We start from the raw sequence: 22887 nt of genomic DNA, 5'->3' as shown, positions 1-22887 counted from the left end.
GATAATAGCTATCTCTGTTTACCAGCGCATTTACGCAGCGTTACGCGTAACGATAGTAACTATTCGAGCCCCACCGGCACCTATCATGCCTCGCCCCATCGCCAGCCCCTAATCGACTGTTTTATATGAGTTTTCTAAAATTTAGCCTCCAACAAAAAAACAATAACGACTCCAACCTCCTCCACACAAACATAAAGCGCATTGAATTTTAATAAAACCTTACATCAAAGCTTGACGTACGCTCCACGAAACCACTAACTTAAATACAGCACCACTCCACAGCCACGAGCACCGCGCAACTCAGCGCGGCATGTTTCTTTGCGAGACCGAAAAATGAATATGGTTCTTCTTTTGACGACGATAGTTGAGCTCCTTATTAAACTCAGCGAACTGTTGCAGCTCTGGGCACCAAGCTGCCCAGGATTAACACCTTGGTAGTTAAACAGTCCGCCGGGGTCAGCTCGCTCCCAATTCATGATCACCAGCTCGCCACTGATCTCCGCGTTGCTACGTCGCGGTTTAGATGTGGTGTACCAGATGTTCAAGGTTTCGAAGTGGAAGCCCTCGAATACGCGGCGGATATCTGCATAGTCGTTGATGCTTTGCAGCGTACAGCCAGGCTCGCCGCGCTTTGTGCACAGAGCAAGAGCCTTGGCTGGATTTGCAGAAGCATTCTGCGAGGACAGCGGCCGGGTTAGATGTTGACGCATCTGGCCCGACCGCTCCTTTTCACTTCGTTGAAACGATTTCTTTGACATAGCTCTGGCAGGCCGCCAGGGCGATTAATCCTTGGTCACCGTCTCCGGCGATGGCGACAATTCGTTGAGCAGCCGCTGGGTCAAGTTCGGCTCGCGTGCCTCCATGAACCACGCCGCAGGTGACGGCGGTGGCTGGCAACCCACCGCCACCACCCGAGGCGGCGGTGTTGAATAGGACTGACAGCCGCAGGTCAGCAGTAGCAAGCCGATCACGCAGGCGAGCCTGCTTCGTTTGAGCATCGCGCAGCTCCTTGTAATGGGTTTCGTCATTCGCCTGCAGGCGGTCCTCCAGCGCCCGGCGGGCGTCCTGCTGGGTTTCCTGCCAGTTGATCACCGCCGTGGCGGCCTGCTCGCGATCAGTGCTGTACGCCTCGGCCTGATCAGCGAGATCCTTGCCGTAGGCGTTGGCCTGCCACGTCCAGGCCAGCCAACCACCCAAGGCGAACCCCAGCACCAGGGCCAGGACCGGCAACAGCCAGGCCGAGGCCTTCAAGGCAGCACCTTCAATGCACGCTGATACAGCGCCTCGCGATCCGCCAAGCCGTTGGTTCCGCCGTTGATGCGCTTGGTGATGGTGAGAAAGTCGCCCTTGTCGGCCAGAGTGTTCAGGCTCGCCCGCTGCCAAAACCAGCCCGCCGACAGCGCGGCATAGACTGGGGTTTCCAGCAGCTCCGGGGTGTTGAGCAGTCGAGCATCGCTGAACAGCGCTTCGCTACAGGCTTCATAGTTCGCCCGGCCCGTGACCTGAATCAGCCCCCGGCCCCGGTACTTCTGGCCGTCGCCATCCGCTTCGGGGGTGTTGCCCAGACGCTTGGCCAAGGTGCCGGTGTCGTACTTGCTCAAGTACTGATCGCTGCCCAGCTCGCGCACGTACAGAAGCTGGCCGGACTCGTGACCGATCTGCGCGATGAACGCCGCCATGCGCAGGCGGGTGACGATGCCGTACTTGCTCATGGCGGCGTTGAGAGCAGGAACAAAAACGCCGGCTTTAGCGCCGGCGTTGGGGAGGATCTGCAGCAGTTGCTGCGTTGTGATGGGCATAAGTAGAACCTCGTAGGTCAGAAATGAAAACGCCCCGTCAGTGCGGGGCGTCTACTCGACTTGCTCAGCGATCCAGGGCGGCGCCACTGGTCGGTGCTCGGCTTGTGGGAAGTCAGATGACTGCGGCCAGTCGCGCAGGGCCTGCATGTACAACAGCAGCTCGTTGAACTGATCACCTGTCAGCGTGGTAGCCGTGCCTATTTCGAGCTGGTCACGGTGACGCTCGCGCAACCACATCACCGAGGACAGCTCATCGTCGCGCCACTCGCGCTCCAGTGCTGCCGGATCTGGGACCACCTCAGGGGCATCGACAAGGTATGGCAGACCGCGTTCATCGTGAGCGCGAGCTTTGCCTGCAGGAGGGTTACCGACCACCGCAATGTAAAGCTCATCAGTGATTTCGACTGCATCTGCCGGCATCGACGCGTGCATGCCGCGCAGGTACGTTGTTTGAGTTGTCTGACTATAAAAGCGCATATGGCCTCCCTCAGTTGCCGACTGCGATGTATTTTGCGCCGTTAGGTGCGGCGCCCGCGTTGGTCCTGAAGCTGACCCCCGTCTGCGATAGCCCAAACGATGCGACAGCGTCTTGGGTCGGCGCGGCATTCGTTGCCCCTATGTGAGTAGTGGCCACTACCGCAAAAGCAGCATTAGGAAATGCCATCGGGAATGTCACAGCGACAGGGGTAGAGCTGAAACCTAGGGATGCACCCCACTGAAGAACCAGTCCGCCAAGCCAGGAAGGAAACGCAATGTATCCATTCGCCGCGAGGCTGATCGAGAATCCCCAACGCAGCTTCTTCGGTGTCGACAAAACAAAGTCGTTCGCGCTATCAAGCATTTGCGCTGTGGTGGCGACTTTTGCTGTGCCCTGATTAATCTCAGTCGCTTGGGCGGCTAGCGAGGCCAGCGCCGCAACGTCAATGTTTCCCTGATTGACTGGGGCGTTCCACGCCTTGATGCACCACATAACCGCCAGATTGCGCGGTCGAGTTTCGGTTGCCGTTCTAACAACTTTTGAGGAATCGAACACAACACTGGTAAGGCGACCAGGACCGGTCGCGAAATTGCCCGCTTCGCTGACAGTGGAAAACGGTCCGCTCGGAGTTACAGAAGCGGTGTCATTGCGCACTCCCCCGACGTTACCTGTAATGATTTCCATCGCGTCAAGCTGCTTGCTGCCAAGCCCCCGACCAGCATCAACCCCACGCCCATGGTCCCAGCCGCGCAGGAATTCACCCCGGGAATCAGGCAACCGGAAGTTCCCCGCCCCTTCGTTACCCTGGTTGAATGTGGTCCCCAGGTACGCCGCCAGGTCGGGATAGGTCACCGCGCTCTGCACGCTGCCATCCACCTCCAGAAAGCCCGCCGGCACAGTCCCCTTTGGAAACGGCACCATGGCCCCTACAGGCAGCGCTGACATGTTCTTGAGCAGCGCCTCGACCTCTGCCTTTGTGTACGTCACCGACTTGGTGTAAGCGTCGGTAATGCCGTACTCAGCAAGCGTCGTGCGGATCTTCTCCGGCGGGATCGAGTCCCGCACAATGGCCTTGATCGCGGCCAACAGCTGGTCATTGTCGTTCTCTGCTGGCTGCTCACCACCGGCCTGAATGACGTTCAGCAGCTCATCAGTTACCGCATTGCCCCAGCTCGACGGGATCAGCGAGCCGACTTGCCCGGTCGCGGTGTTCTCGTCAACAAACTTGCCATTGACCAGCCCCACGTTCGGTACGCTTCTCGGATAGTCCATCTACACACCCACCCCATAATTGATTGATTCCAGTGCATGCGCCGGGGCGCTGCGACGAATGACACACTCCAGGGCGCCGCTCGGGTTGACCCCGAATCGCTCGCCCCAGTAGCTGGCACCGAAGCGCCGACCCAGGCGGCGGCGCGGGCCGGTGTTGAGCGTCCACATAAACTGTGCTGACCAGGTGCCGAAGTGGGCTGCGCCAAAGCGGGAGCGGCCAAACCGCGGCGCCCGGCGTTCCGTGATGGTGGCTTCGGGGTAGCCGAGGCGCACTGCGATCTCGATGAAGTAGCCACAGGATTGCCCGCCGACCGCCGTCAGCCGTTGACGCACTGCCAGACGGCGGTCCTCAAATACCGGTTCAGGCCCGATGCAGGGATCCGGCAACCCCATGACCCGCTCCCAGTCAGGCACCAGTTCATTTACGCCGCCGGCATCCATCTCATTCAGCAAGGCGAAAGCCCGGGCCTCGATGCGCGCCAGCTCCTGCGACAAACCCGTCAGCACTAATGCCAACTCAGGGACGCGCTCAGGCTCCCAGGCCGGCCCCGCGGGAAGCAACGCCCTCAACTGGGCGCGGTACTGCTGCGCCGTTCTCAAGCCAGCCATAGGCAGCCCCCATACGTCAGCAGCTCGTTAGGCTCGGCTGCTACATCAGCAACGGGCGCCACCAGACGGTGGTCCCACTCACCAGCGGATCCACTAATGGCCTCGGCGATATGAGTCAGCAAAAGGGGCTCACCCAGCGCCGCCTCCCGCGCATGCAGGTCACGCAACTGCGCCTCGACTGCAGCTCGAACTGCAGAGGTATCCGGGTTCAGCCGGATGCTGTACACCACCGGTTTGCGCGTTGGGGCCAAGACGTACACCTCAGCCGTTACCGGTCGTCGCGGCTCGATGTACTGCTTCACCTCGGCCAGTTGTTCAGCTGTTGGCACCGGATCGGTATCGTCGTCGCGCATTACGAACACCGCCACGGTGCCCGGCCCCAGGTACAGCCGTCGGGTCCAAGCCCGGGTAATGCCTGGGCATTCCAACGCCCAGGTTTCATAGTCATCCGCCGAGCCGCCATGAGGTATCACGCGATAGGACTGAATGACGCGGGCCCGCAATGACTCCACGCTTTCCTGGGCCACACCACCCAGCAGGCCGGGGGCTAGGACGACAAACGAGTCAGCTACCCCCTGGACTGGCTGAACGAGGTTTAGCACCAGGCCAGCGTCCGTGTTACCCAGCGTTCCAGCGTCCACCGCTTCAAGCGCTGCGGTGTTGGTACCGGCAACGGTGGTTACTTCAGCAGTGACGCGGTAACCCCGGCCATCACTGGCCTGCAATACCGTGTCAGCATCCAGCACCGCGCCGGCAGCTGCGGTAAAACTGGCCGTACCGTGGGCCGGCTGGGCAGCTTTCCTTGCCTGATTGAGGCGAAGGGAGGCGATCCGCTCCAGCGTTTCGACTTCAGCCGTGTCCGGCAGAATCTGCTCGGCGATCCAGCCCAGGTAACCGTACAGGCCGAAGGCAGCACCGCTCAGCGTTCGGGCCAACACCTGAGCATCGGAGCGTCGCAACGCATCGCCAGCCAGATCGCTTTGCGTGCGATTGACCAGCACGGGAAGCGTGGGGGTTTCAAACGGCATAAATCACCTGCCATAGCTCTGTTGGGTGGATCTCCAGGCGTTCGCCCGTGGAGGTGGTCAGGATTACACCGAGGTTCAGGCGGCTGTCCGTGGCCCGCTCGCTGCGGATCTCGATGCGAATGACCTCGCCATCGTCGAGCAGCCATTGCAGGGCCTCCCGGGCATAGAACTCGGCATCGAGCTGGGTTTCTCGGGTGAGCTTTACCCGGCGCAACAACCAGAGGCGGGAGCCGATCCGGTCATCGACCACCGCCGGGAAGCTGTCGCCCCACCAGCCGAAGCGCTCGTCATCGTCAATCGGATCATCGGTCGCGGCGCGGCGCCAGGTAAACAGGCTGATCACCACAGCCCGAACAAGCGAGGTTTCAAGGGTTCCCGATATGATCATCGTCAGCCCCCTGGAACAGGCGCGGTGGTCTGGCCCGGGCCCGGCATGACGCCGCCGTGAACGTGATTGATCTGGCTGACCCCGCCGGCAATCTGGTCACCCTGTGAAACGATCTTCCCTGTCTGTGTGAGCAGCGGTGTATCGATGTTCACGGCGCTACTGGCGGTGATGTTCAGCGTCTCGGTGACAACCTCGATCACCCGTCCGCGCTTGAGGTGCACCTTGTCGCCTTCGTCGCTGTAGATAGCGACCTCGCCGGGCTTCAACTCCTGCACCCGGTAACGACGATCCGAGGCCACCAGTACCACCCCATGGGACCGATCCCCACCGAGGAACGCGGTCAACACTTCAGCCCCCGCCAGTGGGTTACTGGTGAGGCCATAGGGTTCGAAGTGTTCAACCTTGTCCTTCACCTCTCCAGCCGTCAGCCGCACCTGCAGGGTTTGCAGCTTCTTCGCCGCGTCGGCCAGTACCACCGTGCCGCGGGCAAGCATCTTCATCAGGCTCATTTTTTAGGCTCATAGTCAGCAGGAATCAGGTATTCGAAGTTGTCGCCCTTGCCGCTCTTCTTCAGCTTGCGGTTCTTGTGGGAGTCGTCCGGCTCGGGCTCGAAACCATCCGGCGGGCCAACCAGCATTTTCGTGGTCATACCCTGGTCGCTCAGGCTGTAGGTGATCTCGGCGATCAGCATGTCGCGGTCGAAGCCAATGATCGGATCGACAACACGGACGATCATGTTGTGCTTCCACAGCTGGCCGTTCGATTGCCGCCAGCCCTGCACCGTGTAGGTAGCGGAAAGCGCTTTGCCCATCCGCGTGCTGCGCTCCCAGTTGGCCCGGGCCTGGGCCAGCTCCTGGGTGACCTGCCCCGACTCCTGAATGATCTTCACGCGCCGCCGGGTCGTTCGTTCGTCCGTGACCTTGGCCGACACTTCCGCCGCTGCTTCGCCGAACTCTTCGTCGGTTCCGGTCTTTTGCCCCAGCACCTGGTACTCCGAGTACACCCCCGAGAAGTCGAGCGGAGCATCGCCCGCCTTGATGTTCCGCCCCACGGCCAGCGCATCGAAGGCCCGCCCCTCGCTGCCCGGTTTCGCGAGCACCGCCCTACCCCGAGCGTCATCGGTGGAGAACACCCGGAACAGCGTCAACAGCCGGTCAATGGACTCAAACGCCGACTCGCCGGGCTCGATGGTGTGGTCGGACAGCTTCGAGCTTTCAGGGATCTCGCTGCGCACGGCGATCTTGTAGGGCGCAGCCAGCGCCTTGACGATCGACAGCACACCCTGACTGTTCCACTGCCCGGGCTTGTTCACCGCGGCGCAGTCCACCAGATCCGCCGGCAGCGACCGCCCGGTGACCGACCGAGTGATCTGCTTGTCGTCATAGCTGATCGGAGTGCCAAACACCCAGCCAGTCAGCACCAGGTCATCACCAATACGAACCTGACACTTTGCGCCCTGTTTGATAGGCACCTCGATCTTCTGATCGCCCCACTTCCAGGTAATGCCCAGGTTGAAGTCCCGGGCCTGGCGCTCCAGTCCTGCCGAGATTTCCACTGATTTCCAGCCGCTGTAATCCACACCGTCAACCGTGAGGCTGACGACGTTCTGTGTATCGAGCATGGGTTACTCCCGAGCGATCTTGAGCGGGACCGGCGGCACAAAGCCGGGGTGTTGAATTCGGTTGCGCTGCACCACCTCCCCCGCCCGCGTGGCGTCGCCGAAGCGCCGATAAGCCAGCACCAGGGCCGGCAGCGCTTCGGCGGGGGTGATCTCCACTAGGCGCACGCCAGACTGGGCTACGGCGGTCAGGTGCTTCACCAACGTCTGGCGAAGGTTGGTCAGGGCCTGATAGTGCTGCGGGTCCGCCTTGAGGGATGCCTCATAGATCGCCTCGCTCAGGCTGTCCCGCAGCTCAATGACATCATCCGCCACGGGCACCTCGGGCCGTTCAACCGGCTGCACAGCCTGCTGATCAACCGATGGTGTGGAGTCGTTCGATACCGGCTGACTCGCCACCGGCATCTCGCTGACGATCAGCGCCACCTGCACCAGCAGTGCGTCCTGCACCAGGTCAGCCGTAGCCTGTGCGGCTGCGTTCGTGTCAGCCCCTGCAGCCTGGCTCACTGTGTTGATGCCCGTCACCGCCTCGCTGTGCTGTGTCGCTGAAGCAATGGAACCGCGATAACTGGATCCGGGGCTTGAGAAGTCCAGGCCGGTGAAGTCGCTGAAGTAGCTGGAGAACAACGCCCCCAGCGCTCCGGGCGAGTTGATCAGCGACTGCACAAAACCACTGAGGTTCGTGAACAGGCCCACCAGCGGCGCGAACTGCTGCTGAATCACGCTGTAGACGCTCGACAAGCTATTGCGCAAACCGATGATGCCTAGGCGGGCCTGATCAACTTTCGCCATAGCCGCCTTGTACCGGGCCAGCGCGGAGTCCAGCAGACCTTCCGACGACTTGACCACCAGCTGCTGGGTGTTGACCCGGGCCGCCGGGAATTGCAGCGGCTTATCCGGATAAAACACCACGTCGAAGGCGACCAGGCCACCCTCGCGCCGGCTGTGGTTCATCTCACATTCGCCGGCCTTGACCTGCATTCGCCCGAGCCAGGGGTGCACCAGCTCACCAGCGCCGCGGGTCTGGACTGCCTCAAGAAACTTATCCCGCCGCTCGAAACAGTCGTCACCGATGATCCACACCGTCAGGGCGTGAACCTGCGACTGCCGGCCCAACTGTTCATAGTACGGATCATCCCGCTGTGGGAATTCATGCAACTGGCCTTTCATGCCCACCGGCACCGCGGCCCGGTCAACCAGAAAGCTAATGCCCCTGAATGACGCCGGCAGCAGTTCGTCGCGCCATGTCCTTTCCATTCTGCTACCTCTCTGCACCGACAGTGCGCCGCCCAACGTTCGGCTTGATGTTCAGGCCGCGCTGGTTGGTCTTCGACTCTTCGACCGTGGATCCGGGCGGTGCCCCGTTGAGGTTGATATCGATCTGGCCCTTCAGGCTTTGGGCGTTGGCAGCGGCAGTCTGCTGCAGCAGGCTACCCGGCGCCGGAACCTGGCCCGGCGCCCGCAACAGATCGCCGGCACTGGCCCCGCCCTGGGTCTTGTTCAAGAACGATTGCCGCTCTTGCATGACCTTCGCCGCGTCCGAGCGCAGGAAGTCACCGGTACCGCCGCCCTCCCCGGCATTGCGCTTGCGCTGTTCTTCAGCGAAGGCGTTGGCCTTGTCGGTCGCGGTCTTGATGATTCCGTCACCACCCTCCCCGGCGCCCATAAAGCGCAGGATCGGCTCAATGATGGGTTTGATTTTTTCCCACAAACCCTTGAACCATGCAGTGATCGGCTCCCAGTTCTGGATGATGATTCCCAACGGGGACCAATCGAACATGTGCTTTATGAGATCCCAGGCCGGGCCCGAGATCGCAACCAACACCCCCCAGATGGCCTTGAAGAACTCAGTCAGCGGCCCCCAGTTTTCAATCACCAAGCCCAGCGGAGTGAAGGCGAAGGCTTGCTTAAACCAGCCCCACAACACCATGGCCGGGCCCTTGATCTTCTCCCACAGCGCCTGGAAGTAAGGTCCGACGGTGGACCAGTTGGCGATAATTAACCCAACAGCCATAGCAATCAGTGTTGCGATCCTAACCATGGGGTTAGCTTTAATCAGCGGGTTAAGCACCTTCGTTGCAGCAACCGCGGCCCAAACACCCACACTCATTGCTGTAAAAGCAACGCCTGCCCCCAAGACGCCTTTGATTACCTCAGGATGCTCTGCCGCCAGTGCTGACACTTGGGAGATCAGCGGACCGACCGCCGCAAGTAGACTATTAAGCGGCGGTAAAAGAGCTGCACCGACTTCAACCCCCAACCGATTCACCCGGTTCTGCATCAGTTGCAGGGCGTTGGCCGTCGTCTTGGATCGCGTCTCATACTCAAGCTGCATCGAGCCGGCGAACTTGCCCTCTTTCCCTACCGCCGCAAAGCTGGTTTTCAACAGATTCAGGTTGGTCAGCATGGGGGCAATCGCCGACACCGACTCAGTGCCGAAAAGCTGCGTAAGCAAGCCGGCCTGCTTTGCCGGGTCAACCTTCGCGATACGATCAAGAACATCTTCAATCGTGCCCTGAGCGTCTTGCTGCATGCTCTTGGCAACTTGTTTCACATCGAGGCGCAACGACTTGAACGCCTGCGACTGCTGCTTGGTTGCCGCGCCGCCCTTGGTCAGGGCCAGCATAAAGTTCTTCATGCCTGTTGCAGCTACTTCGCTCGGCACGCCCACCCCCGCCAGGGTGGCACCCATGGCAGCGATCTGCCCCGAGGAAAGCCCAGCGATGCCACCCAACGCGCCGATGCGGGTCACGATGTCCGCGACCTGCTGCGCCGATGAAGGCCCGGTGTTGCTCAGGTAGTTGATCTTGTCCGCCAGGGCCACAACTTGCGGCTGGGTCATTTTGAAAGAGGTTCGCCACTTGGCCATCATGTCGCCGGATTGGTCGGCGGTCTGATCAAAGGCAACCCCCATCTTTACCGCGTCTTCAGCGAACTGCTTCAGCTCTTCCCGAGCAAAGCCCGCCTGACCGCCCGCAGCAACAATCGCGGCAATGCCGCTCGCCGCCATCGGCATCTGTTCAGACATCCCGAGCACATCCTGGCCCATCTGCTTGAACTGCTCCGGGGTATCGAAATCCACCACCTTGCGCACGTCCGCCATGGACGATTCAAAGTCAATGGCCGCCTTCGCCCCAGCCACAAAGGGCGCGGCGAATGCTCCGCCCTGCAGCAGATCCCGGAAACCAATCTTGCCCAGGCCGGAGCTTTCCATCTGTTTGCGAAAGCCCGCGACGTTCTTGCGGATCCCGGTGAGCGTTGGCGACAGCTTGTCAACGCCCGTGATCAACGCCTTGAGCTGGAACTTGTCCGCCATCACTGCACCTGCTGGGTTTGGTTTATCCGCTGGGCGTGGCTCAGCGATTCAAGAATGAGATCCAGGGGCCTGGCCATCATCTGTTCGGGGTCGATCTTCCAGAACCAGGCCAGGTCGTAGGCCAGCGCGATCAGGTCGTCGATGGCGTGGACGCCGCAGTCATGAAAAAACTGGCCACCGCCCAGCTCAAAGCGTTCAGATCAACCAGATCCAACTGGTTGACCGACGAAGGTGGAATACCTGCGCACACCGCGATGTATTTGGCGGCGATATCCATGTCGAGGCCGACCTCTTCGCTTTTGTCGATCTTGTAGGGCAGCGCCTTGATGGCCCGCACCTCCTGCACCGTCGGGCGGCGCAGGGTCAGCTCGGCCAGCGTTTCACCGTGCGCCTCAATCGGCACCTGCAGCTTGATTGGTTGACTCATTGCCAGGTCCCCTTGATGCCGTTGAATTCGAACTCAGCGGTACCGTCATCGCCCTTGTAGGAGGGCTCACCGATCAGATAGGCCCCCGCCAGTACGTACACCTTGCCGTTCTTGAACTCGCAGGTGACCGTCATGTCACGCCCGTTGACGATCTTCTTGAAGTCCAGATCCGAGGACAGGATGGCTGTCATCTTCAAGTACGGCGGTAGGTCTTCTTCCTTGTAGAAACCCGTCGCGACCGTCTCTCGCTTCACCGTCATCAACGGAGCCTCAGCCCCGCCAGTGATGGTGAGCTGCGCACCGTCGACTTTGACGTAGGCGGTACCCGCCACTAATTGACCCATGGTCTTCTCCCGAATGAAAAAGCCCGCTCATGGCGGGCTGTAGGTGCAATGGCTGCGTTACGCCGCCGCGTCGTACTGCAGGCGGAACTGATTGAGCAACGCGAAGATGCGCAGGCCGTTGATGTAGTCCGGCGGGAACAGGACGTTTACGCGGCTCGGGTCACGCGAATCACGCTCGACCACCAGGTGCTCGGCAAACAGCTCGGCGTTCTCCACGTGCCCTTCCAGCTCCAGCTTGGCGTACTGGGCAATCAGCTCACCGCGGATAGTGCTCGGCGTGACAATCGGCTGGCCGGCGCCGAACCGGGTACCGTCGTTCGCCAGCTTGTGGCGCCCATATTTACTGGTGATCACGCTTTGCATCCGACGGATGATGAACGCCGACTGGTGCATGGTTTCGCTGTCCAGGTAGGAGTTATCCGCCTGGCCGTAGGCGTTCTTCTGGTAGGTGGTGATCGAGCGCTGAATGCGCACATAGCCCCCCTCGTAGTACGCGGTGGCGATCCCATAGCTCAGCAGCGACTGACGCTCCGTGAGGGTGAAACGCTCACTGGCCGGGGCCGGATCCAGGCCCGGAAGCGACCCGCTTTGCGTGGGGCGGCTGGCATCGGCGGAAATGAAAACTGACGTCCGTGCCGCCAGGGCCGCGGCCTGGACCCACACTGGCTGCGGCACACCGTTTTCCAGGGCCTGAATGGTGATGTGTTGATCGTTGCGCGCCTGACCGGCTGCCACCAGGGTGCCGACGGTGCCTCGCTTCGCGCTGTACACATGACCGAACAACTGCTTGGCCCAGCTCCAGCGCCCCACATTGTCATCCATGACTGCCTGCCACTGATTCAGCGTGGTGGTATCGGACCAGGGCACACAAATGAATTCGAAGGGCTCATCACCCAACGCGGCAATGGCGTCTACCTGATCCGGAACGCCCGCGCCGCCCAGCATCTGGGTCAGCTCAACGGTCAACCCCGCCGGGGTAAACTCGCCATTGGTCTTGCCCAGGCGGTTCAGGACGATGCCGATATCGTTGCCACTTTCGCCCGACCATTTACAGGTGAGCGTCACGACACCGGCAGCAGCAGCCGCAGTCACTGGCAGATCTGCGGCTGCGTTGATTTTTACCGCGAGTGCCGAGGCAGCCACCGCGGCAGTTGCTGCCGCTGTGACGGTGGCCTGAACACGAACACCGCCTACATACAGGCTCAACAGACCGGCCTCGGTGGCAGTGCCGGACAGAGTGACCTTGGCCGCTGCCTTGACCCCCTCAGTGCTCAGCAGCGGCAAACACCAGATCTCGCCAATGGGATCTGCCTTGCGCCAGGTGTCGTACATCGCGGCGAGCATCGACCCTTGGCCGCCGATGCTTTTCGCCAATGCCACGCTGGGCACCAGCACCAGCTTGCCGGCACCTTCGCTGGGTGCGTTGTCGTTCACCTGGGCGACGATCAAGCGGCGCATGGCCGAGGCGGCGGTGTTTGCTGCGGAGTTGTCCATTTCCGCATAGAACAGCGGAACGCGGATATCCGCGGGGATGTTGCTGAATCCGATAGCCATTACTTCGGCCCCTCTTGAGTCGCCGCGGCGACGGCCTTGGCGGGTTTGGTTGGCTTAAGCGTTACGTCGTCATCCAACAAACGACGGCGCCACCAAGCGTTATCCGGAACTTCCCGCCCCTCAGCCGGCAACAGATCACCGGCTTCTGGGTCAGGCACTGCACGGCCCGAGGCCGGTACCACTGTGATGCGCTGGGTCATGGTGTTGCGTCTCCTGAAAATTTGACTTCAATGCGCCCATCCGGGCCGGGCTGGCGCAGGTTGGGATCCGCCGGATCGATGCAATCCATGTTGAAAGTCGCCCCCTCAAACGGCACCAGGCCATCCGCCGCCAGCTCGGCCCAGGTTTCGGCAGGTTCCTGGGGAAGGTTGCGGCCAAGCTGGAAGGCCGCGACGAAGGTCATCTGATACACGACCCGAGCGCGGCTGATGTGGAGCAAGGCTCCCTTGCCGTACTCCAGGGCCGTGTACTCGGGCGCCGGCTTCCAGCCAATCAGCGAACGCCACAACTCGGCCCTGATGTCGTGCAACAAGTCGTTGGCTTCCTGCCCTCGTTCATCCGTGGCCTCAAGAACGACGACAACGGCGAACTGGTCCGTGATTCGCTGAACCACGGTGTTCTGAGCCACGTTATCGTCTGCTGCATCGGCTGAAGCGATCACATAGGCGGCTGGCAAATCCAACTTGGCGCTGTCCGCCACAGCATCCCAATCAATGCCGCCCGTGACCCGATGGGCAAAGGTCGGACAGGTCGCCCGCAACTGGGCAACAACAGGGTTTAATTTCATTAGGGATAAACTCCGAAATCGAGTCAGGTGTTCGAGAGACTGTGATCGCTCAGAGAATGCGTTGACCTGGCGCGACTGCAAAACACTCGACAGCTCGATAGCTGAAGGGGTTCGGCCCGTATTGTGAGGAAGGGCATGGCCTAGTAAACGAAACGTTGGTATAGCTATACTTCCACTAGAGACCGCTTAAATGGTGGTCCTCGTACACATGGAGGGTATGTAAGTGGTGCAAAATACAGATCTTGATCCCAGGTCTTCCTCAGACCAGGAGACTGAACAAGTCACCAAACCAAAAAGCCCGACTTCGAATCCAGACGTGACAATGCTCGCCACAACCATCGGTGGAGCAGCAGTCGCTAACCTTTTTTTTCCAGGTATCGGCGGGGCTCTTGTAGGAGCAGTTATTGGAGCAATGATCGGCAGGAGCGCCGCTAAGGATGAGACCAATGGAGATTGAGCTAGACGGCGCAGCTTTAATCTTTGCCGTTGGATCCATCCTGCTATTAATTATCTACTTCATCATTTCTTGGAAGGTTCGCGCGAAACCAGATCTTCAACATGCAGTAATTATCTGTACAGCATGGGGTAGTTTTGCACCCGCATTATATTTAGGGTTCCAGACTTGCGTTGCGAAGGCTTCCGACCTTGGTGTTCTCTCAAGTCAGCGAGCAACAATTTTGCTCGGCGTCGCGGCTGTTATGTGGGTTTCAGTAACGACTGTTTACGGCGTGTTCGCCAATTTAAATGAAACAGGCCAAAAAGTAGCTGCAGTTTCGAACTAAGGGAACTGCGCCGTATTAGGCGCAGCTCAAAACGATTTATAAATCAATCAGCTACTTCCCCCTTATTGCACATAGCGCACAGCCACCGGTTTTCCCGCCATCGCTATCCTCAGCAGCAGGTCAACTACCAAGCCCTGCAAACCTTCTGACTGAGGATGCTCAAACCACAGAGCCCTGAGCCGAGAAGATGCTAATTCAAACATGATGCACGTCTTAAGGATTACAGTGGTCTGCTACCTGATGTAGCGCATGTTCAGAACAGGCATCACCATCCTTCAACGCAAGGCGTTGGCGAAGGCCGCACTGAGAATGCCCTTCACATCAGAACTTGAGTCCTGCAGCGCATCAGCCATGTAGTTGTCACGAGGCTTGATACGCCACTCACCCGCCGCACGCTCTGCCAGGGCCGCCGCACGAGCGCCAGCAGCTCGCCGGTTGGACTTGCCCTTGCCCTTTCCTGGCGCCAGCTTGCCGAGGCGCCTGCCGCGCTTCACCCCGTAATGCAGGTAGGCCGGGTAGAACTCAGCCATGGCCGCAGTTTTCCGGGGTGCGATCTTCACCAGAAAGCCCGAGCGGGACACCTTGAAAGAAATCGACTCCAATGTCGCCCCGGTGCGATTGACCGGGTAGCCTTCCTGGCCCTTTCCTAGTGCGAGGTTCATCTGGGCCCGCTGGGTAACCAAGCGGCCAACTTTGCGCATCCCAGCGCGGATCGCCTTCTTGTCGAAAGCATCACGCTGGAATTCGTCGAAGCCCTCGAAGTGCAAGTAGCCATCAACTGAAGCCGAGTTAGACATAGATGTTGCCTCCTGCCTGAGCCTCGCCCAGCTCCTCCACCTGCAGCAGCGTAAAGCGATGGCTGCCATTCATATCGGCACTGCGCTTGACCCGGTAGAGAGTGCTGCCGTGCACCACCTCATGGTCACTGGTGACCCCCTTCAGGAACCGCAGAGTTATCCAGTGGGTGAATTTATTGTCGGTCTGGATGCCATCGACATACACACCCGTTCCCGCCGGAACGATCATCGCCCAGCGCCATTTGCTTTCAGAGAAAACAGAGTCGAGTCCAATATTGTCAGCGGGCAAATCCGACCGGCGACGGACTCGCACGCGCCGATTCAGCTCGCCCGCCCCGGGTTCGCGTAAGGCCATATCAGATCCTCGGCGGAACGGTGATACCCGCCAACAAGGTCAACAGGTAGCGGTCTGGCAGCTCGTTGAGGGTTTGCCCAAGCACCAACAGCTCCCGGTGCCTGTATGCCCAGGCGGCGGCCAGAAGTAGATAGTGCCGCACAGAGGGGTGGTCCTCGATCTCGATGCCCGCCTGATAGGTGACCATCAATCCCTGAGGGCAGCTACCCACCACATCCCGCCACGGCAGGCCCTGCTGGGTGTAAACAAACGACTCCTTACCACCGTTGACCAGGTACGCCGCAGCAGGATCAAGCAACGCCGCCCCCGCCGTGGCACCAAGGGCAATACTCTGCAACTCGAAAGCCTGGCCCTTGGTGGCAGCAAAAGCACTGCCTGCAGGGACTTTCGGCAGATGTTCACGATACTGCCCCTTGCGGATCGCTGCACCGGTTGCCTCCTCTGCCAGCCCACGGGCCGCTGGAATAACAATTCGTTCGATCAGATCACGCTCGGCGGTGTCATCGTCGTCGGGATCCAGCCGGCACTGAGCGACCACATCGTCATACGTCAGCGGCTCCGGCCCGGTGTAGCTGATCAGCAGGGCCATGACTAGGGCTTCTCATCGTCGGCAGACTCATCCTTTTCAGGATCAGCATCGCCAGCGTTGTCAGCCCCGCCTGCCCCCTCAGTACCAGACTCTGTACCGGGGGCTGCTGAGTCAGGAGCGCCTTCAAGCTTGTCCTTGGTCTGAGGCTTGGACTTCGACGGGGCTTTGGCCCGAGTAGAAGACTTGCCACTGGCGGAGGGCGACCGACCCTCCGCGCCGGCATATTCCTCTGCAAAACCGCCCTGAATCAGCCCCTCGGCAGTCTCTTCATTAAAACCGGCAATTTCGCCTGGGGCGTAGCCGCGCCAAGCCTTGATGAACAACACGATGATTAATGCTGCAACGGACATGAGCTGAACCTCTAATCGGGAAAAGGGTTGGCCCGGCACGCCGGGCCGAGAGGGTTAAAGGGTGCTGCCCCATTTGACCTTGGTCATGACCGCCACCGACTCGACATGGCGCGGGCCGAAGTCGTGCTTGGCAATCACACGCACCAGGGTCTGGTCCCGCTGGAAAGCGCTCACCAGGTTGCCGCCGGCATCCTTGTAGGTAGCCTCCTTGCTGAAGTCGATGACCATCGCGTCATCCTCACCAATGAAGCAGTCGGCGAAGTCAGCAAAATGGATTTCCGACTCATCACCGCCAGCCCCCAGGTTGATCGGCACTTGAGTGGTGGTCGCTACCGGGAAGCCCTTGAGCTTGCCTTCTTCCAGCTCCGGATAGGCTTTTGCGCCCTTACCGTCGTCACCAACACGCAGCGCCGACAGCCAGCGCTTGGTGCGAGGCGCCATCACAAACCCCGGCGCCAGCATGTTGGAGTTGGCGTTTTCCAGCCGCAGGATCAGGGCAGAAAGCGCCAGCTCGACCGCAGCGAGGGTCTGATCAGTGGGTGCATCAAACACGTTGAAAGCAGGCGCCCAGAACCGCAGCCCTTTGGGCAGGTTGCCGGTGCCAGCACCTCGCAGGAAAGAGAGGTCCTCCGCCAGGCCCACGGCGCTGGTCAGGTCGTTCACCACCAGGCGATCCACATTCGGGTTTACGCCCGAGTAGCTCAACAGGTCGTTGCTGATGGGCACCAACGCAGCCAGCTTTTTCGCCGACAGCTTGAGGTCATCGAACTGCATGCCGGTGGCAGGCATGTCCTCTTCACTGCCGATATAGCCGACGATTGCGCCGCCCTTGATGCGTGGAATAGTCAGGCTGCCGTTCTGCAGCGGCAGCGAAACCGCACCCATGTTGCGCACCACCGACTTCGGCCGCAGCAGTTCGATCACCTCGCTGGAGAAGCCCTGCGGCACCAGTACACCGCCAGCCCCCGGAGTCACAGTGCTGAGGGCCATTGCGATTTCGGGGTTCATCCCGGAGTCATGAGCCATCTTGGCAGCGGCGTGCTGATCGCCCCGAGTGGCGGCCAGTACCCGCACCATTTGCGCCATGTTGGCCCCCGGGACAGGCTTGACTGCATAAGGGCCTGCAACACGGGGCGGGCCGTTGATGCCTTGAGCACCCTCCTCGACCGGTGTCGCACTGGCCGCGGCGGCACGTTCGGCCGACTCGGCGCGAGCGATCTTGTCGCCCAGGGCATTGAATTCGGCCCCGAGCTGAGTGAACTGAGCGAGCTGCTCGACAGACAGCGAACCACCGTCGGCTTCGATCTTGGCCAGCGCCTGAATCTCGCCGTTGAGCCGGGCGCGTTCGCTACGCAGTTGTGTGACTAAAGACATGCTGTTGCCTCCTGGGCAATAAAAAACCGCCGATTGGCGGTTGGGTATCACTGCCGCGAACGCGGTCAGAGTGAGTGAGACTCAAGCCTGGGCTTGGATTGCAAAGGCCGCGGCCTGTACGGCGATGCGTTGCCACGCTTGGGCGACGGGCGAGCGCTGGGCACGGCTGAGCGCAACCGCACGGGCGATGCCATCCACCGCCATCTGCGGCGACTCCAGCCGGTCCGCAAGCCCGACCTCGACAGCGGCCTGCCCCCAGTAACAAGCGGCCTCTGTGGCAATGACCTGGGCCACGTCGAGGTTGCGGTACTGGGCAACCGCCCCCGTAAACAGCTGATAGTTTTCCTGCACCACGGCATTGAGAAACGCCAACGACTGCTCGCTCAGCGGCTCGTTGGGGTTCAGATCGTTCTTGTGGGCGCCGGCGTAGACCGTGGTGACTTTCACCCCAGCCCCTTCAAGCATTCGGGAGCGGTCCATGTGGCTGGCAATCACGCCAATCGAACCCACCCCCGAGGTCTGGCTTACCACCACTTCGGTGCAAGCCGCAGCAATGAAATAGGCCGCCGAGTACGCCGAGAAGTTGACCAGGCCCGTGATGGGTTTGATCAGGCTCGCGGCGCGGATATCAGCGGCCAGCTCGAAACAGCCCACCGCACTGCCGCCAGGGCTGTCGATGTCCAGCACGATGCGCTCGACCATGGGGTCGGCAACGGCTTGTTTGATGGAGGCGCGCAGTCCCTCGTAGCTGGTCATGGTTTCGCATACGTTCAGGTGATTGGCGCGACTGACCAAAAAGCCGTGAACCGGAATCACCTCAACGCCGGTCTGAGCAACGGCTGAACGCCGCTGCTCTTCAAGCCGTTCGGCAGGACTCGGGGCGTCGTCGTCATCGTAGAAACCCAGCTTCGGGCGCGGATCTGCTCCAGCACCGGACAGGTTGAGGTTGACGATATTCAGGCTCATGGTTTGGTTGGCCCAGCGGACAGCCAGATCGAGCATGTCCGGGGTAATCAACAGCGGCTGATTGAACAGCAGACTGGCGGCGCGCAGATGTTGTTTCATGCGGCAAGCATCCTCACTATGTCGTCGCGCTGCTGTTCAAGCTGGGCACGGACGTCGGGGTTGTGCAGATTCGGCAGCCCGTGGGCCACGTCGGTCATGTTGAGTGGTTGCAGGTAGCTGTCACCGTTGGCCACTGGCGGCATGTTTTCCAGGCGGCGAATGTCGTTGATCGACAGCCAGCCCCACTGGCGCCCCACCGCGTAGGAGTCGTAGCGACTCTTCTGGTCACCGCGCAGCAGGCCGGACAGGTTGTGTTCAATGAAGTATTCGCGGCGCTCGGCCGGCAGCAGGAAGTCGCGCATCATCGCTTCCTCATGCCGCTTGACCCAGGGCAGCAAAGCGAAGATCACATACTGGATCAGCAACTGCTCCAGGCTGTTGTAGCTGGCCTTCTCCAGGTCGTTGATCATGTGCGGGGGGATTTTGTAGATCCGCGCCAAGTCGGTGCCTGTCACCTTGAGGATGCCCAGCAGCTCGGCATCAACGTTGTTCATGGACACCGGTTTGAAGGTCATCCCCTCCTGAAGCATCGCGACCTTTTTGGCGTTGTCGATGCCAGAGAACTTGCTCCCCCACTGATCAAGAATGTGATCAATTGCAGCCTGACTCTTGATCGCCACGGCCTCCTTGGGCCGCTCGATCACACCACTGACAGCCGTGCCGTTGGCGAAGGATTTACCGGCGTACTGCCGCACTGCCTGGGCCAGCCCCACAGCATCGGCATGCAGCTCAATCGGCGACATGCCCGTGTAGTGATTTTTGGTGTGCCAGCGAACATGGTGAATCAGCCGCATGGGCACCGGGTCCTGCGCCCCGATCCGGTAATACGGCATCAAGTCAGCCCCTTTCAGCACGCTGACCTTATCGTTGTGCAGGGGGTAGAGCCCCTTCACCGATCCGTCGTCGTGCCGGTCGATGAAGCTATAGGCATTGCCCCGCAAACCCACCGCAAGCTGGCTGCACTCCCGGTATTCATAAGGCGTTTGCCAGGGATTGGGCTGGTAGCGCAGCACGTCATACAGCGGATGATTCAAGGCGGCTTCACGCTTGCCCTCCCCCATGCGCCGGTACATCTCCAGCGGCAGCTGCGCCACACTCTCGGCCAACAGCGTGACGCAGTTCTGCAGGACGGTAATCGCCAGCGCGCTCTCCGCGGTGACCTTCACCCCCGCCGAAGACCGGACAGAGCCAATGAGGCTGCTCCACAATCCGGCACCGTCATTGACAGTAAGCCCGTCACGGGGCCCCAGTAGATTGCTGAAGAACATGATCAGCCACCTCCGGGGGATTGTTTGTTGTGTAAGGCCGCAGCGGCCTTATCAGCGATGTAGGCCCAGAACAGCAGGCAGAGCCCGGCCGCGATGAACGCCGCCGGTATGTGGATCAACGCGATACCGGCAATGAGCAGGCCAAAGCCCAGCACGCCAGCGAGCCACGCGGCCCATGCGATAAGAGTCAAATGCTTACTCCTTCGTCGTAGATGGATTTACCCGAGGAAGCCACAGGGACCGACCCACTGATGCCCGTCGCCATGATGCTGGCGACAATGCCGTCAATACGCCCGATGGCCTTGGACTTGTCCGCCTTGCGGTTGTTGGCCGGGTCGGCGGTGATGACCGCGTTGCTCGCGCACCAGGTCATGACCGGGTTGTCGTCGTGCCGGAGTGGCTCAACCAGATCGGCCACCGTGGCATCGCTGATCAACTCGGCGTCTTCGGCGTCCGGATCAAGCACAGGTGGCGCACGCTCGATGTTGCCCAGCAGACGCCGCTCGAACTCGTCCACCGCGGGGCCCATGTCCTTGTAGCCCTGACCAAAGGGCGCGATCTCCGGCAAGCAAATGTCGTGTTCATCCATAAGTTGCTGGAGATCCTCGATACGCCAGCGGTCATAGGCGATCTTGCGCACGTCGAAGTAGCCGCAGATGGTCTGCAACCGCCGCAGCACAAACAGCTTGCTGATGGCCTTGCCCGGCGTGGTTTCCAGCTCCTTGGCCTTGATCCAGGCCAGGTACGGCACCTTGTCGCGCTTCTCGCGATCAGCCAGCTGGAAATCTGGTATCCAGAAATACGGCAGCAACCGCCAGTGCGGATCCTCGTACGTGGGGAAGAACAGCAGCACAAAAGCCGTCAGGTCCGTGGTACTGGACAGGTCAAGTCCGCCCACACAAGGGCGGTTACGCAACACCGACATCCGCACCCGCTGCGCGGCCTGACTCCAGACGTCCCACGAGATCCACGGCGCAGAGGCTTGGGTCCACTCGCAGAAATTGAGCCGCCGGACCACCGCCTCTTTCGACGGCATACCGCGGGCTTCGGCGACCTGTTCACGCAAGTACTTGCGACCCGGGATGCCATCGACCTGACCGTCTAGGGCAAACTCCAGGCTTGGGTTCACCTTGGGCCAACAGCTTTCGTCCTTGAACGGATCGTCGCCCTTGTCCAGGCTGCAGATGAAGGCGAAGACACTGTCGTTGTCTTCCTTGCCCGCACAGATCCGCGAGCCCAGTTCGTGGTGCTCCCAGCAAACGCTGGTCTTGTCCGAGCCACTGTTGGTGATCATCACGATCAGCGCCTGTTTCCGGTGCTTTGTACCAGCGCGCAGCATGTTGATGACCGTCGCGGTCTTGTGCTCATGCACCTCATCCAGCAACCCGATGTGTGGACGCGGGCCGGACTGGCCATCGTCGGCACTGATCGGTTTGAAGAACGAACCCGCGTTCGGGTAGTACAGGTTCCAGACCTTGTCCCCGGTACCCGAACGATGCAGCCGAGCGTTGAGGTGCGGCGACATGTCGACCATCGACACCGCATCACGGAACAGGACCATGGCCTGATCCTTTTTCGTGGCTGCAGCGTAGATCTCAGCCCGAGCCTCGCCGTCCGCAACCAAGCCATACAGGCCGATGCCCGCCGCCAGGGGCGACTTGCCACTGCCTTTGGCCGTCTCAATGTAGGCAATCCGAAAGCGCCGGTAACCGTCCTGAGTCTTCCAACCAAACAGACTGCCAACGATGAAGGCTTGCCACGGGGCCAGGATGAAGGGCAGCCCTTCATACTCGCCGCCGTTGAGGCAGAGGACATCCTCAAAAAAGCCGATGGCCCGATTGGCTGACTTCAAGTCGAAGACCAGGCCACGCTTGTGCCCGCTACGCAGATCGCGCATGTGCCGGCGACAGGCATTGCGAACATCGGGGCCGGCAACTATTTGCTTGGCAATGACCGCCCGAGCGAACTCGGTGGCACGGTCCAGATCAGCTGAAGTACTTGCTGGCGGCGTCTTTTGGCTCATTAGGGAACAGCTCACCTTGTGGCGCCGTGACTTTCAGATTGCGACGCGCCATAGGCGAGAATCCGAATTGCGCCCCGGCAGCGTTGGCACGTTTCTCGGCGTCATTCGCCAACTGGCGCCAGATGGATATCTGCTTGGCCCCAGTGGCGAACGTTTGGATGTCGCCCTGCTCCAGGCCGGCGTGCTGGGCATTGACCTCTGCAATCCGGCGGCGAAAGCCCTGCCAGTCGGCGACGGCTTCGCAGTAGCTGGCGAGCGCCATCATGTCGAGCTTGGTCACCAGCCCCAGGACCAGCAGGTCTGGAACCAGGCGTTCCCACTCGGCGACCGCACCATCGGAAAGGCAGTCGGGCATCGGCGGGGCCTGAACCGGAATCGCCGTGGATGTCAGGTCATCCATCAAGGCGCTGAAATTCTTCTTGCTCTTGTTGCCGTCCAACAAATGCAGCACTGTCGGCTTGGCCGTCCGACCTGAATTGCCGTTTCCAGCCATGTGAACCTCCTTGAAAATCGAGCCTTAACCCCCTGACCTTTTCATACCCCCCCTTGCCATTTTTCCCGGCGTTGCACAGAGAGAGGGGCGAACGGTCTAGAACGTTTTCGGGAAAGGATTTTTTTGCCCCCCCTCCCCGAAAATGGTCATTTTTTGCACAGTTTTGGTGCG

28 protein-coding genes are annotated in these 22887 nt (G+C 60.6%); 1 reads left to right on the top strand and 27 read right to left on the bottom strand.

The features are described 5' to 3' along the window. Positions 1 to 254 precede the first annotated feature (254 nt). The 17 genes from Q8O96_RS31380 to Q8O96_RS25145 form a co-directional block, all read right to left on the bottom strand. Positions 255 to 710 (bottom strand): hypothetical protein, encoded by a 456-nt coding sequence (locus tag Q8O96_RS31380; protein ID WP_371826205.1) that lies wholly within the window; start codon positions 708 to 710, stop codon positions 255 to 257. A 19-nt stretch (positions 711 to 729) separates the two neighbouring features. After that, positions 730 to 1251: a lysis system i-spanin subunit Rz gene (locus Q8O96_RS25220; protein ID WP_305949674.1), complete on the bottom strand. Its 522-nt coding sequence runs from the start codon at positions 1249 to 1251 to the stop codon at positions 730 to 732. Then, positions 1248 to 1799, bottom strand: coding sequence for a glycoside hydrolase family 19 protein (locus tag Q8O96_RS25215; RefSeq protein WP_305949673.1), 552 nt, complete (start codon positions 1797 to 1799; stop codon positions 1248 to 1250). The genes Q8O96_RS25220 and Q8O96_RS25215 overlap by 4 nt, the downstream gene beginning before the upstream one ends. A 51-nt stretch (positions 1800 to 1850) precedes the next feature. Beyond that, a complete protein-coding gene (locus tag Q8O96_RS25210) occupies positions 1851 to 2276 on the bottom strand; it encodes a phage tail assembly chaperone (RefSeq protein ID WP_305949672.1) in 426 nt (141 codons plus the stop codon). A 10-nt stretch (positions 2277 to 2286) separates the two neighbouring features. Further along, on the bottom strand, positions 2287 to 3549 hold the full coding sequence (locus Q8O96_RS25205) for a phage tail protein (protein ID WP_305949671.1): 1263 nt from the start codon (positions 3547 to 3549) through the stop codon (positions 2287 to 2289). Continuing rightward, positions 3550 to 4158, bottom strand: coding sequence for a YmfQ family protein (locus Q8O96_RS25200; protein WP_305949670.1), 609 nt, complete (start codon positions 4156 to 4158; stop codon positions 3550 to 3552). It abuts the gene before it with no gap. Further along, entirely contained in the window at positions 4146 to 5186 is a 1041-nt protein-coding gene (locus tag Q8O96_RS25195) for a baseplate J/gp47 family protein (RefSeq protein ID WP_305949669.1), read from the bottom strand. The genes Q8O96_RS25200 and Q8O96_RS25195 overlap by 13 nt, the downstream gene beginning before the upstream one ends. Next, a complete protein-coding gene (locus Q8O96_RS25190; protein ID WP_210458549.1) occupies positions 5176 to 5574 on the bottom strand; it encodes a phage GP46 family protein in 399 nt (132 codons plus the stop codon). Before Q8O96_RS25190 ends, Q8O96_RS25195 begins: the two co-directional genes overlap by 11 nt. A gap of 2 nt (positions 5575 to 5576) precedes the next feature. Further along, entirely contained in the window at positions 5577 to 6083 is a 507-nt protein-coding gene (locus Q8O96_RS25185) for a phage baseplate assembly protein V (protein ID WP_305949668.1), read from the bottom strand. Beyond that, positions 6080 to 7195: a phage baseplate assembly protein gene (locus tag Q8O96_RS25180; protein ID WP_305949667.1), complete on the bottom strand. Its 1116-nt coding sequence runs from the start codon at positions 7193 to 7195 to the stop codon at positions 6080 to 6082. Before Q8O96_RS25180 ends, Q8O96_RS25185 begins: the two co-directional genes overlap by 4 nt. A 3-nt stretch (positions 7196 to 7198) precedes the next feature. Next, complete coding sequence (locus tag Q8O96_RS25175; protein WP_305949666.1) at positions 7199 to 8449, bottom strand: DNA circularization protein; 1251 nt, start codon at positions 8447 to 8449, stop codon at positions 7199 to 7201. Positions 8450 to 8453: 4 nt separating this feature from the next. Continuing rightward, entirely contained in the window at positions 8454 to 10508 is a 2055-nt protein-coding gene (locus tag Q8O96_RS25170; RefSeq protein WP_305949665.1) for a phage tail tape measure protein, read from the bottom strand. A gap of 130 nt (positions 10509 to 10638) precedes the next feature. After that, positions 10639 to 10935, bottom strand: coding sequence for a phage tail assembly protein (locus Q8O96_RS25165; RefSeq protein WP_305949664.1), 297 nt, complete (start codon positions 10933 to 10935; stop codon positions 10639 to 10641). Next, entirely contained in the window at positions 10932 to 11279 is a 348-nt protein-coding gene (locus Q8O96_RS25160) for a phage tail tube protein (RefSeq protein ID WP_305949663.1), read from the bottom strand. The genes Q8O96_RS25165 and Q8O96_RS25160 overlap by 4 nt, the downstream gene beginning before the upstream one ends. 57 nt (positions 11280 to 11336) lie before the next feature. Further along, the gene (locus tag Q8O96_RS25155; protein WP_305949662.1) at positions 11337 to 12833 is read right to left on the bottom strand and encodes a phage tail sheath subtilisin-like domain-containing protein; all 1497 of its coding nucleotides are present in this window, start codon (positions 12831 to 12833) and stop codon (positions 11337 to 11339) included. Beyond that, on the bottom strand, positions 12833 to 13033 hold the full coding sequence (locus tag Q8O96_RS25150; protein ID WP_093403675.1) for a DUF2635 domain-containing protein: 201 nt from the start codon (positions 13031 to 13033) through the stop codon (positions 12833 to 12835). The genes Q8O96_RS25155 and Q8O96_RS25150 overlap by 1 nt, the downstream gene beginning before the upstream one ends. Next, entirely contained in the window at positions 13030 to 13620 is a 591-nt protein-coding gene (locus Q8O96_RS25145; protein WP_305949661.1) for a hypothetical protein, read from the bottom strand. Before Q8O96_RS25145 ends, Q8O96_RS25150 begins: the two co-directional genes overlap by 4 nt. A 446-nt stretch (positions 13621 to 14066) precedes the next feature. Here Q8O96_RS25145 and Q8O96_RS25140 point away from each other — a divergent pair, with 446 nt between their 5' ends. After that, complete coding sequence (locus Q8O96_RS25140; RefSeq protein WP_102881008.1) at positions 14067 to 14402, top strand: hypothetical protein; 336 nt, start codon at positions 14067 to 14069, stop codon at positions 14400 to 14402. A gap of 275 nt (positions 14403 to 14677) precedes the next feature. Here the strand turns inward: Q8O96_RS25140 and Q8O96_RS25135 are convergent, their stop codons facing one another. From Q8O96_RS25135 to Q8O96_RS25090, 10 genes are all read right to left on the bottom strand, one after another. Continuing rightward, complete coding sequence (locus Q8O96_RS25135; protein ID WP_207166031.1) at positions 14678 to 15199, bottom strand: hypothetical protein; 522 nt, start codon at positions 15197 to 15199, stop codon at positions 14678 to 14680. Next, positions 15192 to 15554, bottom strand: coding sequence for a head-tail adaptor protein (locus Q8O96_RS25130; RefSeq protein WP_093403686.1), 363 nt, complete (start codon positions 15552 to 15554; stop codon positions 15192 to 15194). Before Q8O96_RS25130 ends, Q8O96_RS25135 begins: the two co-directional genes overlap by 8 nt. A gap of 1 nt (position 15555) precedes the next feature. Continuing rightward, positions 15556 to 16143: a hypothetical protein gene (locus Q8O96_RS25125; protein WP_093403688.1), complete on the bottom strand. Its 588-nt coding sequence runs from the start codon at positions 16141 to 16143 to the stop codon at positions 15556 to 15558. Positions 16144 to 16145: 2 nt separating this feature from the next. Next, on the bottom strand, positions 16146 to 16493 hold the full coding sequence (locus Q8O96_RS25120; protein ID WP_210693378.1) for a hypothetical protein: 348 nt from the start codon (positions 16491 to 16493) through the stop codon (positions 16146 to 16148). A 54-nt stretch (positions 16494 to 16547) separates the two neighbouring features. Continuing rightward, complete coding sequence (locus Q8O96_RS25115) at positions 16548 to 17867, bottom strand: phage major capsid protein (protein WP_305949660.1); 1320 nt, start codon at positions 17865 to 17867, stop codon at positions 16548 to 16550. 81 nt (positions 17868 to 17948) lie between these two features. Beyond that, positions 17949 to 18932, bottom strand: coding sequence for a S49 family peptidase (locus tag Q8O96_RS25110; protein WP_305949659.1), 984 nt, complete (start codon positions 18930 to 18932; stop codon positions 17949 to 17951). Next, positions 18929 to 20200: a phage portal protein gene (locus tag Q8O96_RS25105; protein ID WP_305949658.1), complete on the bottom strand. Its 1272-nt coding sequence runs from the start codon at positions 20198 to 20200 to the stop codon at positions 18929 to 18931. Before Q8O96_RS25105 ends, Q8O96_RS25110 begins: the two co-directional genes overlap by 4 nt. 2 nt (positions 20201 to 20202) lie before the next feature. Further along, positions 20203 to 20391, bottom strand: a complete 189-nt coding sequence (locus tag Q8O96_RS25100; protein WP_123430622.1) for a hypothetical protein — start codon at positions 20389 to 20391, stop codon at positions 20203 to 20205. Further along, positions 20388 to 22223, bottom strand: coding sequence for a terminase large subunit (locus Q8O96_RS25095; RefSeq protein ID WP_305949657.1), 1836 nt, complete (start codon positions 22221 to 22223; stop codon positions 20388 to 20390). Before Q8O96_RS25095 ends, Q8O96_RS25100 begins: the two co-directional genes overlap by 4 nt. Beyond that, complete coding sequence (locus Q8O96_RS25090; RefSeq protein ID WP_305949656.1) at positions 22186 to 22716, bottom strand: P27 family phage terminase small subunit; 531 nt, start codon at positions 22714 to 22716, stop codon at positions 22186 to 22188. The genes Q8O96_RS25095 and Q8O96_RS25090 overlap by 38 nt, the downstream gene beginning before the upstream one ends. Positions 22717 to 22887 lie beyond the last annotated feature (171 nt).

Origin of the sequence: Pseudomonas sp. LPH60, assembly GCF_030718165.1 — a bacterium.
Lineage (GTDB): Bacteria > Pseudomonadota > Gammaproteobacteria > Pseudomonadales > Pseudomonadaceae > Aquipseudomonas > Aquipseudomonas danubii.
The sequence above is the reverse complement of the archived record's forward strand: the minus strand, read 5'-3'. Positions and strand labels throughout refer to the sequence as shown.

Coding starts and splice junctions, on each gene's coding strand:
- Q8O96_RS25090 (WP_305949656.1), bottom strand. CDS start 22,716: ATGGCTGGAAACGGCAATTCAGGTCGGACGGCCAAGCCGACAGTGCTG.
- Q8O96_RS25130 (WP_093403686.1), bottom strand. CDS start 15,554: ATGGCCTTACGCGAACCCGGGGCGGGCGAGCTGAATCGGCGCGTGCGA.
- Q8O96_RS25095 (WP_305949657.1), bottom strand. CDS start 22,223: ATGAGCCAAAAGACGCCGCCAGCAAGTACTTCAGCTGATCTGGACCGT.
- Q8O96_RS25160 (WP_305949663.1), bottom strand. CDS start 11,279: ATGGGTCAATTAGTGGCGGGTACCGCCTACGTCAAAGTCGACGGTGCG.
- Q8O96_RS25140 (WP_102881008.1), top strand. CDS start 14,067: ATGGAGATTGAGCTAGACGGCGCAGCTTTAATCTTTGCCGTTGGATCC.
- Q8O96_RS25145 (WP_305949661.1), bottom strand. CDS start 13,620: ATGAAATTAAACCCTGTTGTTGCCCAGTTGCGGGCGACCTGTCCGACC.
- Q8O96_RS25210 (WP_305949672.1), bottom strand. CDS start 2,276: ATGCGCTTTTATAGTCAGACAACTCAAACAACGTACCTGCGCGGCATG.
- Q8O96_RS25200 (WP_305949670.1), bottom strand. CDS start 4,158: ATGGCTGGCTTGAGAACGGCGCAGCAGTACCGCGCCCAGTTGAGGGCG.
- Q8O96_RS25195 (WP_305949669.1), bottom strand. CDS start 5,186: ATGCCGTTTGAAACCCCCACGCTTCCCGTGCTGGTCAATCGCACGCAA.
- Q8O96_RS25135 (WP_207166031.1), bottom strand. CDS start 15,199: ATGTCTAACTCGGCTTCAGTTGATGGCTACTTGCACTTCGAGGGCTTC.
- Q8O96_RS25120 (WP_210693378.1), bottom strand. CDS start 16,493: ATGTCCGTTGCAGCATTAATCATCGTGTTGTTCATCAAGGCTTGGCGC.
- Q8O96_RS25190 (WP_210458549.1), bottom strand. CDS start 5,574: ATGATCATATCGGGAACCCTTGAAACCTCGCTTGTTCGGGCTGTGGTG.
- Q8O96_RS25205 (WP_305949671.1), bottom strand. CDS start 3,549: ATGGACTATCCGAGAAGCGTACCGAACGTGGGGCTGGTCAATGGCAAG.
- Q8O96_RS25115 (WP_305949660.1), bottom strand. CDS start 17,867: ATGTCTTTAGTCACACAACTGCGTAGCGAACGCGCCCGGCTCAACGGC.
- Q8O96_RS25185 (WP_305949668.1), bottom strand. CDS start 6,083: ATGAGCCTGATGAAGATGCTTGCCCGCGGCACGGTGGTACTGGCCGAC.
- Q8O96_RS25110 (WP_305949659.1), bottom strand. CDS start 18,932: ATGAAACAACATCTGCGCGCCGCCAGTCTGCTGTTCAATCAGCCGCTG.
- Q8O96_RS25175 (WP_305949666.1), bottom strand. CDS start 8,449: ATGGAAAGGACATGGCGCGACGAACTGCTGCCGGCGTCATTCAGGGGC.
- Q8O96_RS31380 (WP_371826205.1), bottom strand. CDS start 710: ATGCGTCAACATCTAACCCGGCCGCTGTCCTCGCAGAATGCTTCTGCA.
- Q8O96_RS25165 (WP_305949664.1), bottom strand. CDS start 10,935: ATGAGTCAACCAATCAAGCTGCAGGTGCCGATTGAGGCGCACGGTGAA.
- Q8O96_RS25170 (WP_305949665.1), bottom strand. CDS start 10,508: ATGGCGGACAAGTTCCAGCTCAAGGCGTTGATCACGGGCGTTGACAAG.
- Q8O96_RS25180 (WP_305949667.1), bottom strand. CDS start 7,195: ATGCTCGATACACAGAACGTCGTCAGCCTCACGGTTGACGGTGTGGAT.
- Q8O96_RS25105 (WP_305949658.1), bottom strand. CDS start 20,200: ATGTTCTTCAGCAATCTACTGGGGCCCCGTGACGGGCTTACTGTCAAT.
- Q8O96_RS25150 (WP_093403675.1), bottom strand. CDS start 13,033: ATGACCCAGCGCATCACAGTGGTACCGGCCTCGGGCCGTGCAGTGCCT.
- Q8O96_RS25125 (WP_093403688.1), bottom strand. CDS start 16,143: ATGGCCCTGCTGATCAGCTACACCGGGCCGGAGCCGCTGACGTATGAC.
- Q8O96_RS25155 (WP_305949662.1), bottom strand. CDS start 12,833: ATGGCTATCGGATTCAGCAACATCCCCGCGGATATCCGCGTTCCGCTG.
- Q8O96_RS25215 (WP_305949673.1), bottom strand. CDS start 1,799: ATGCCCATCACAACGCAGCAACTGCTGCAGATCCTCCCCAACGCCGGC.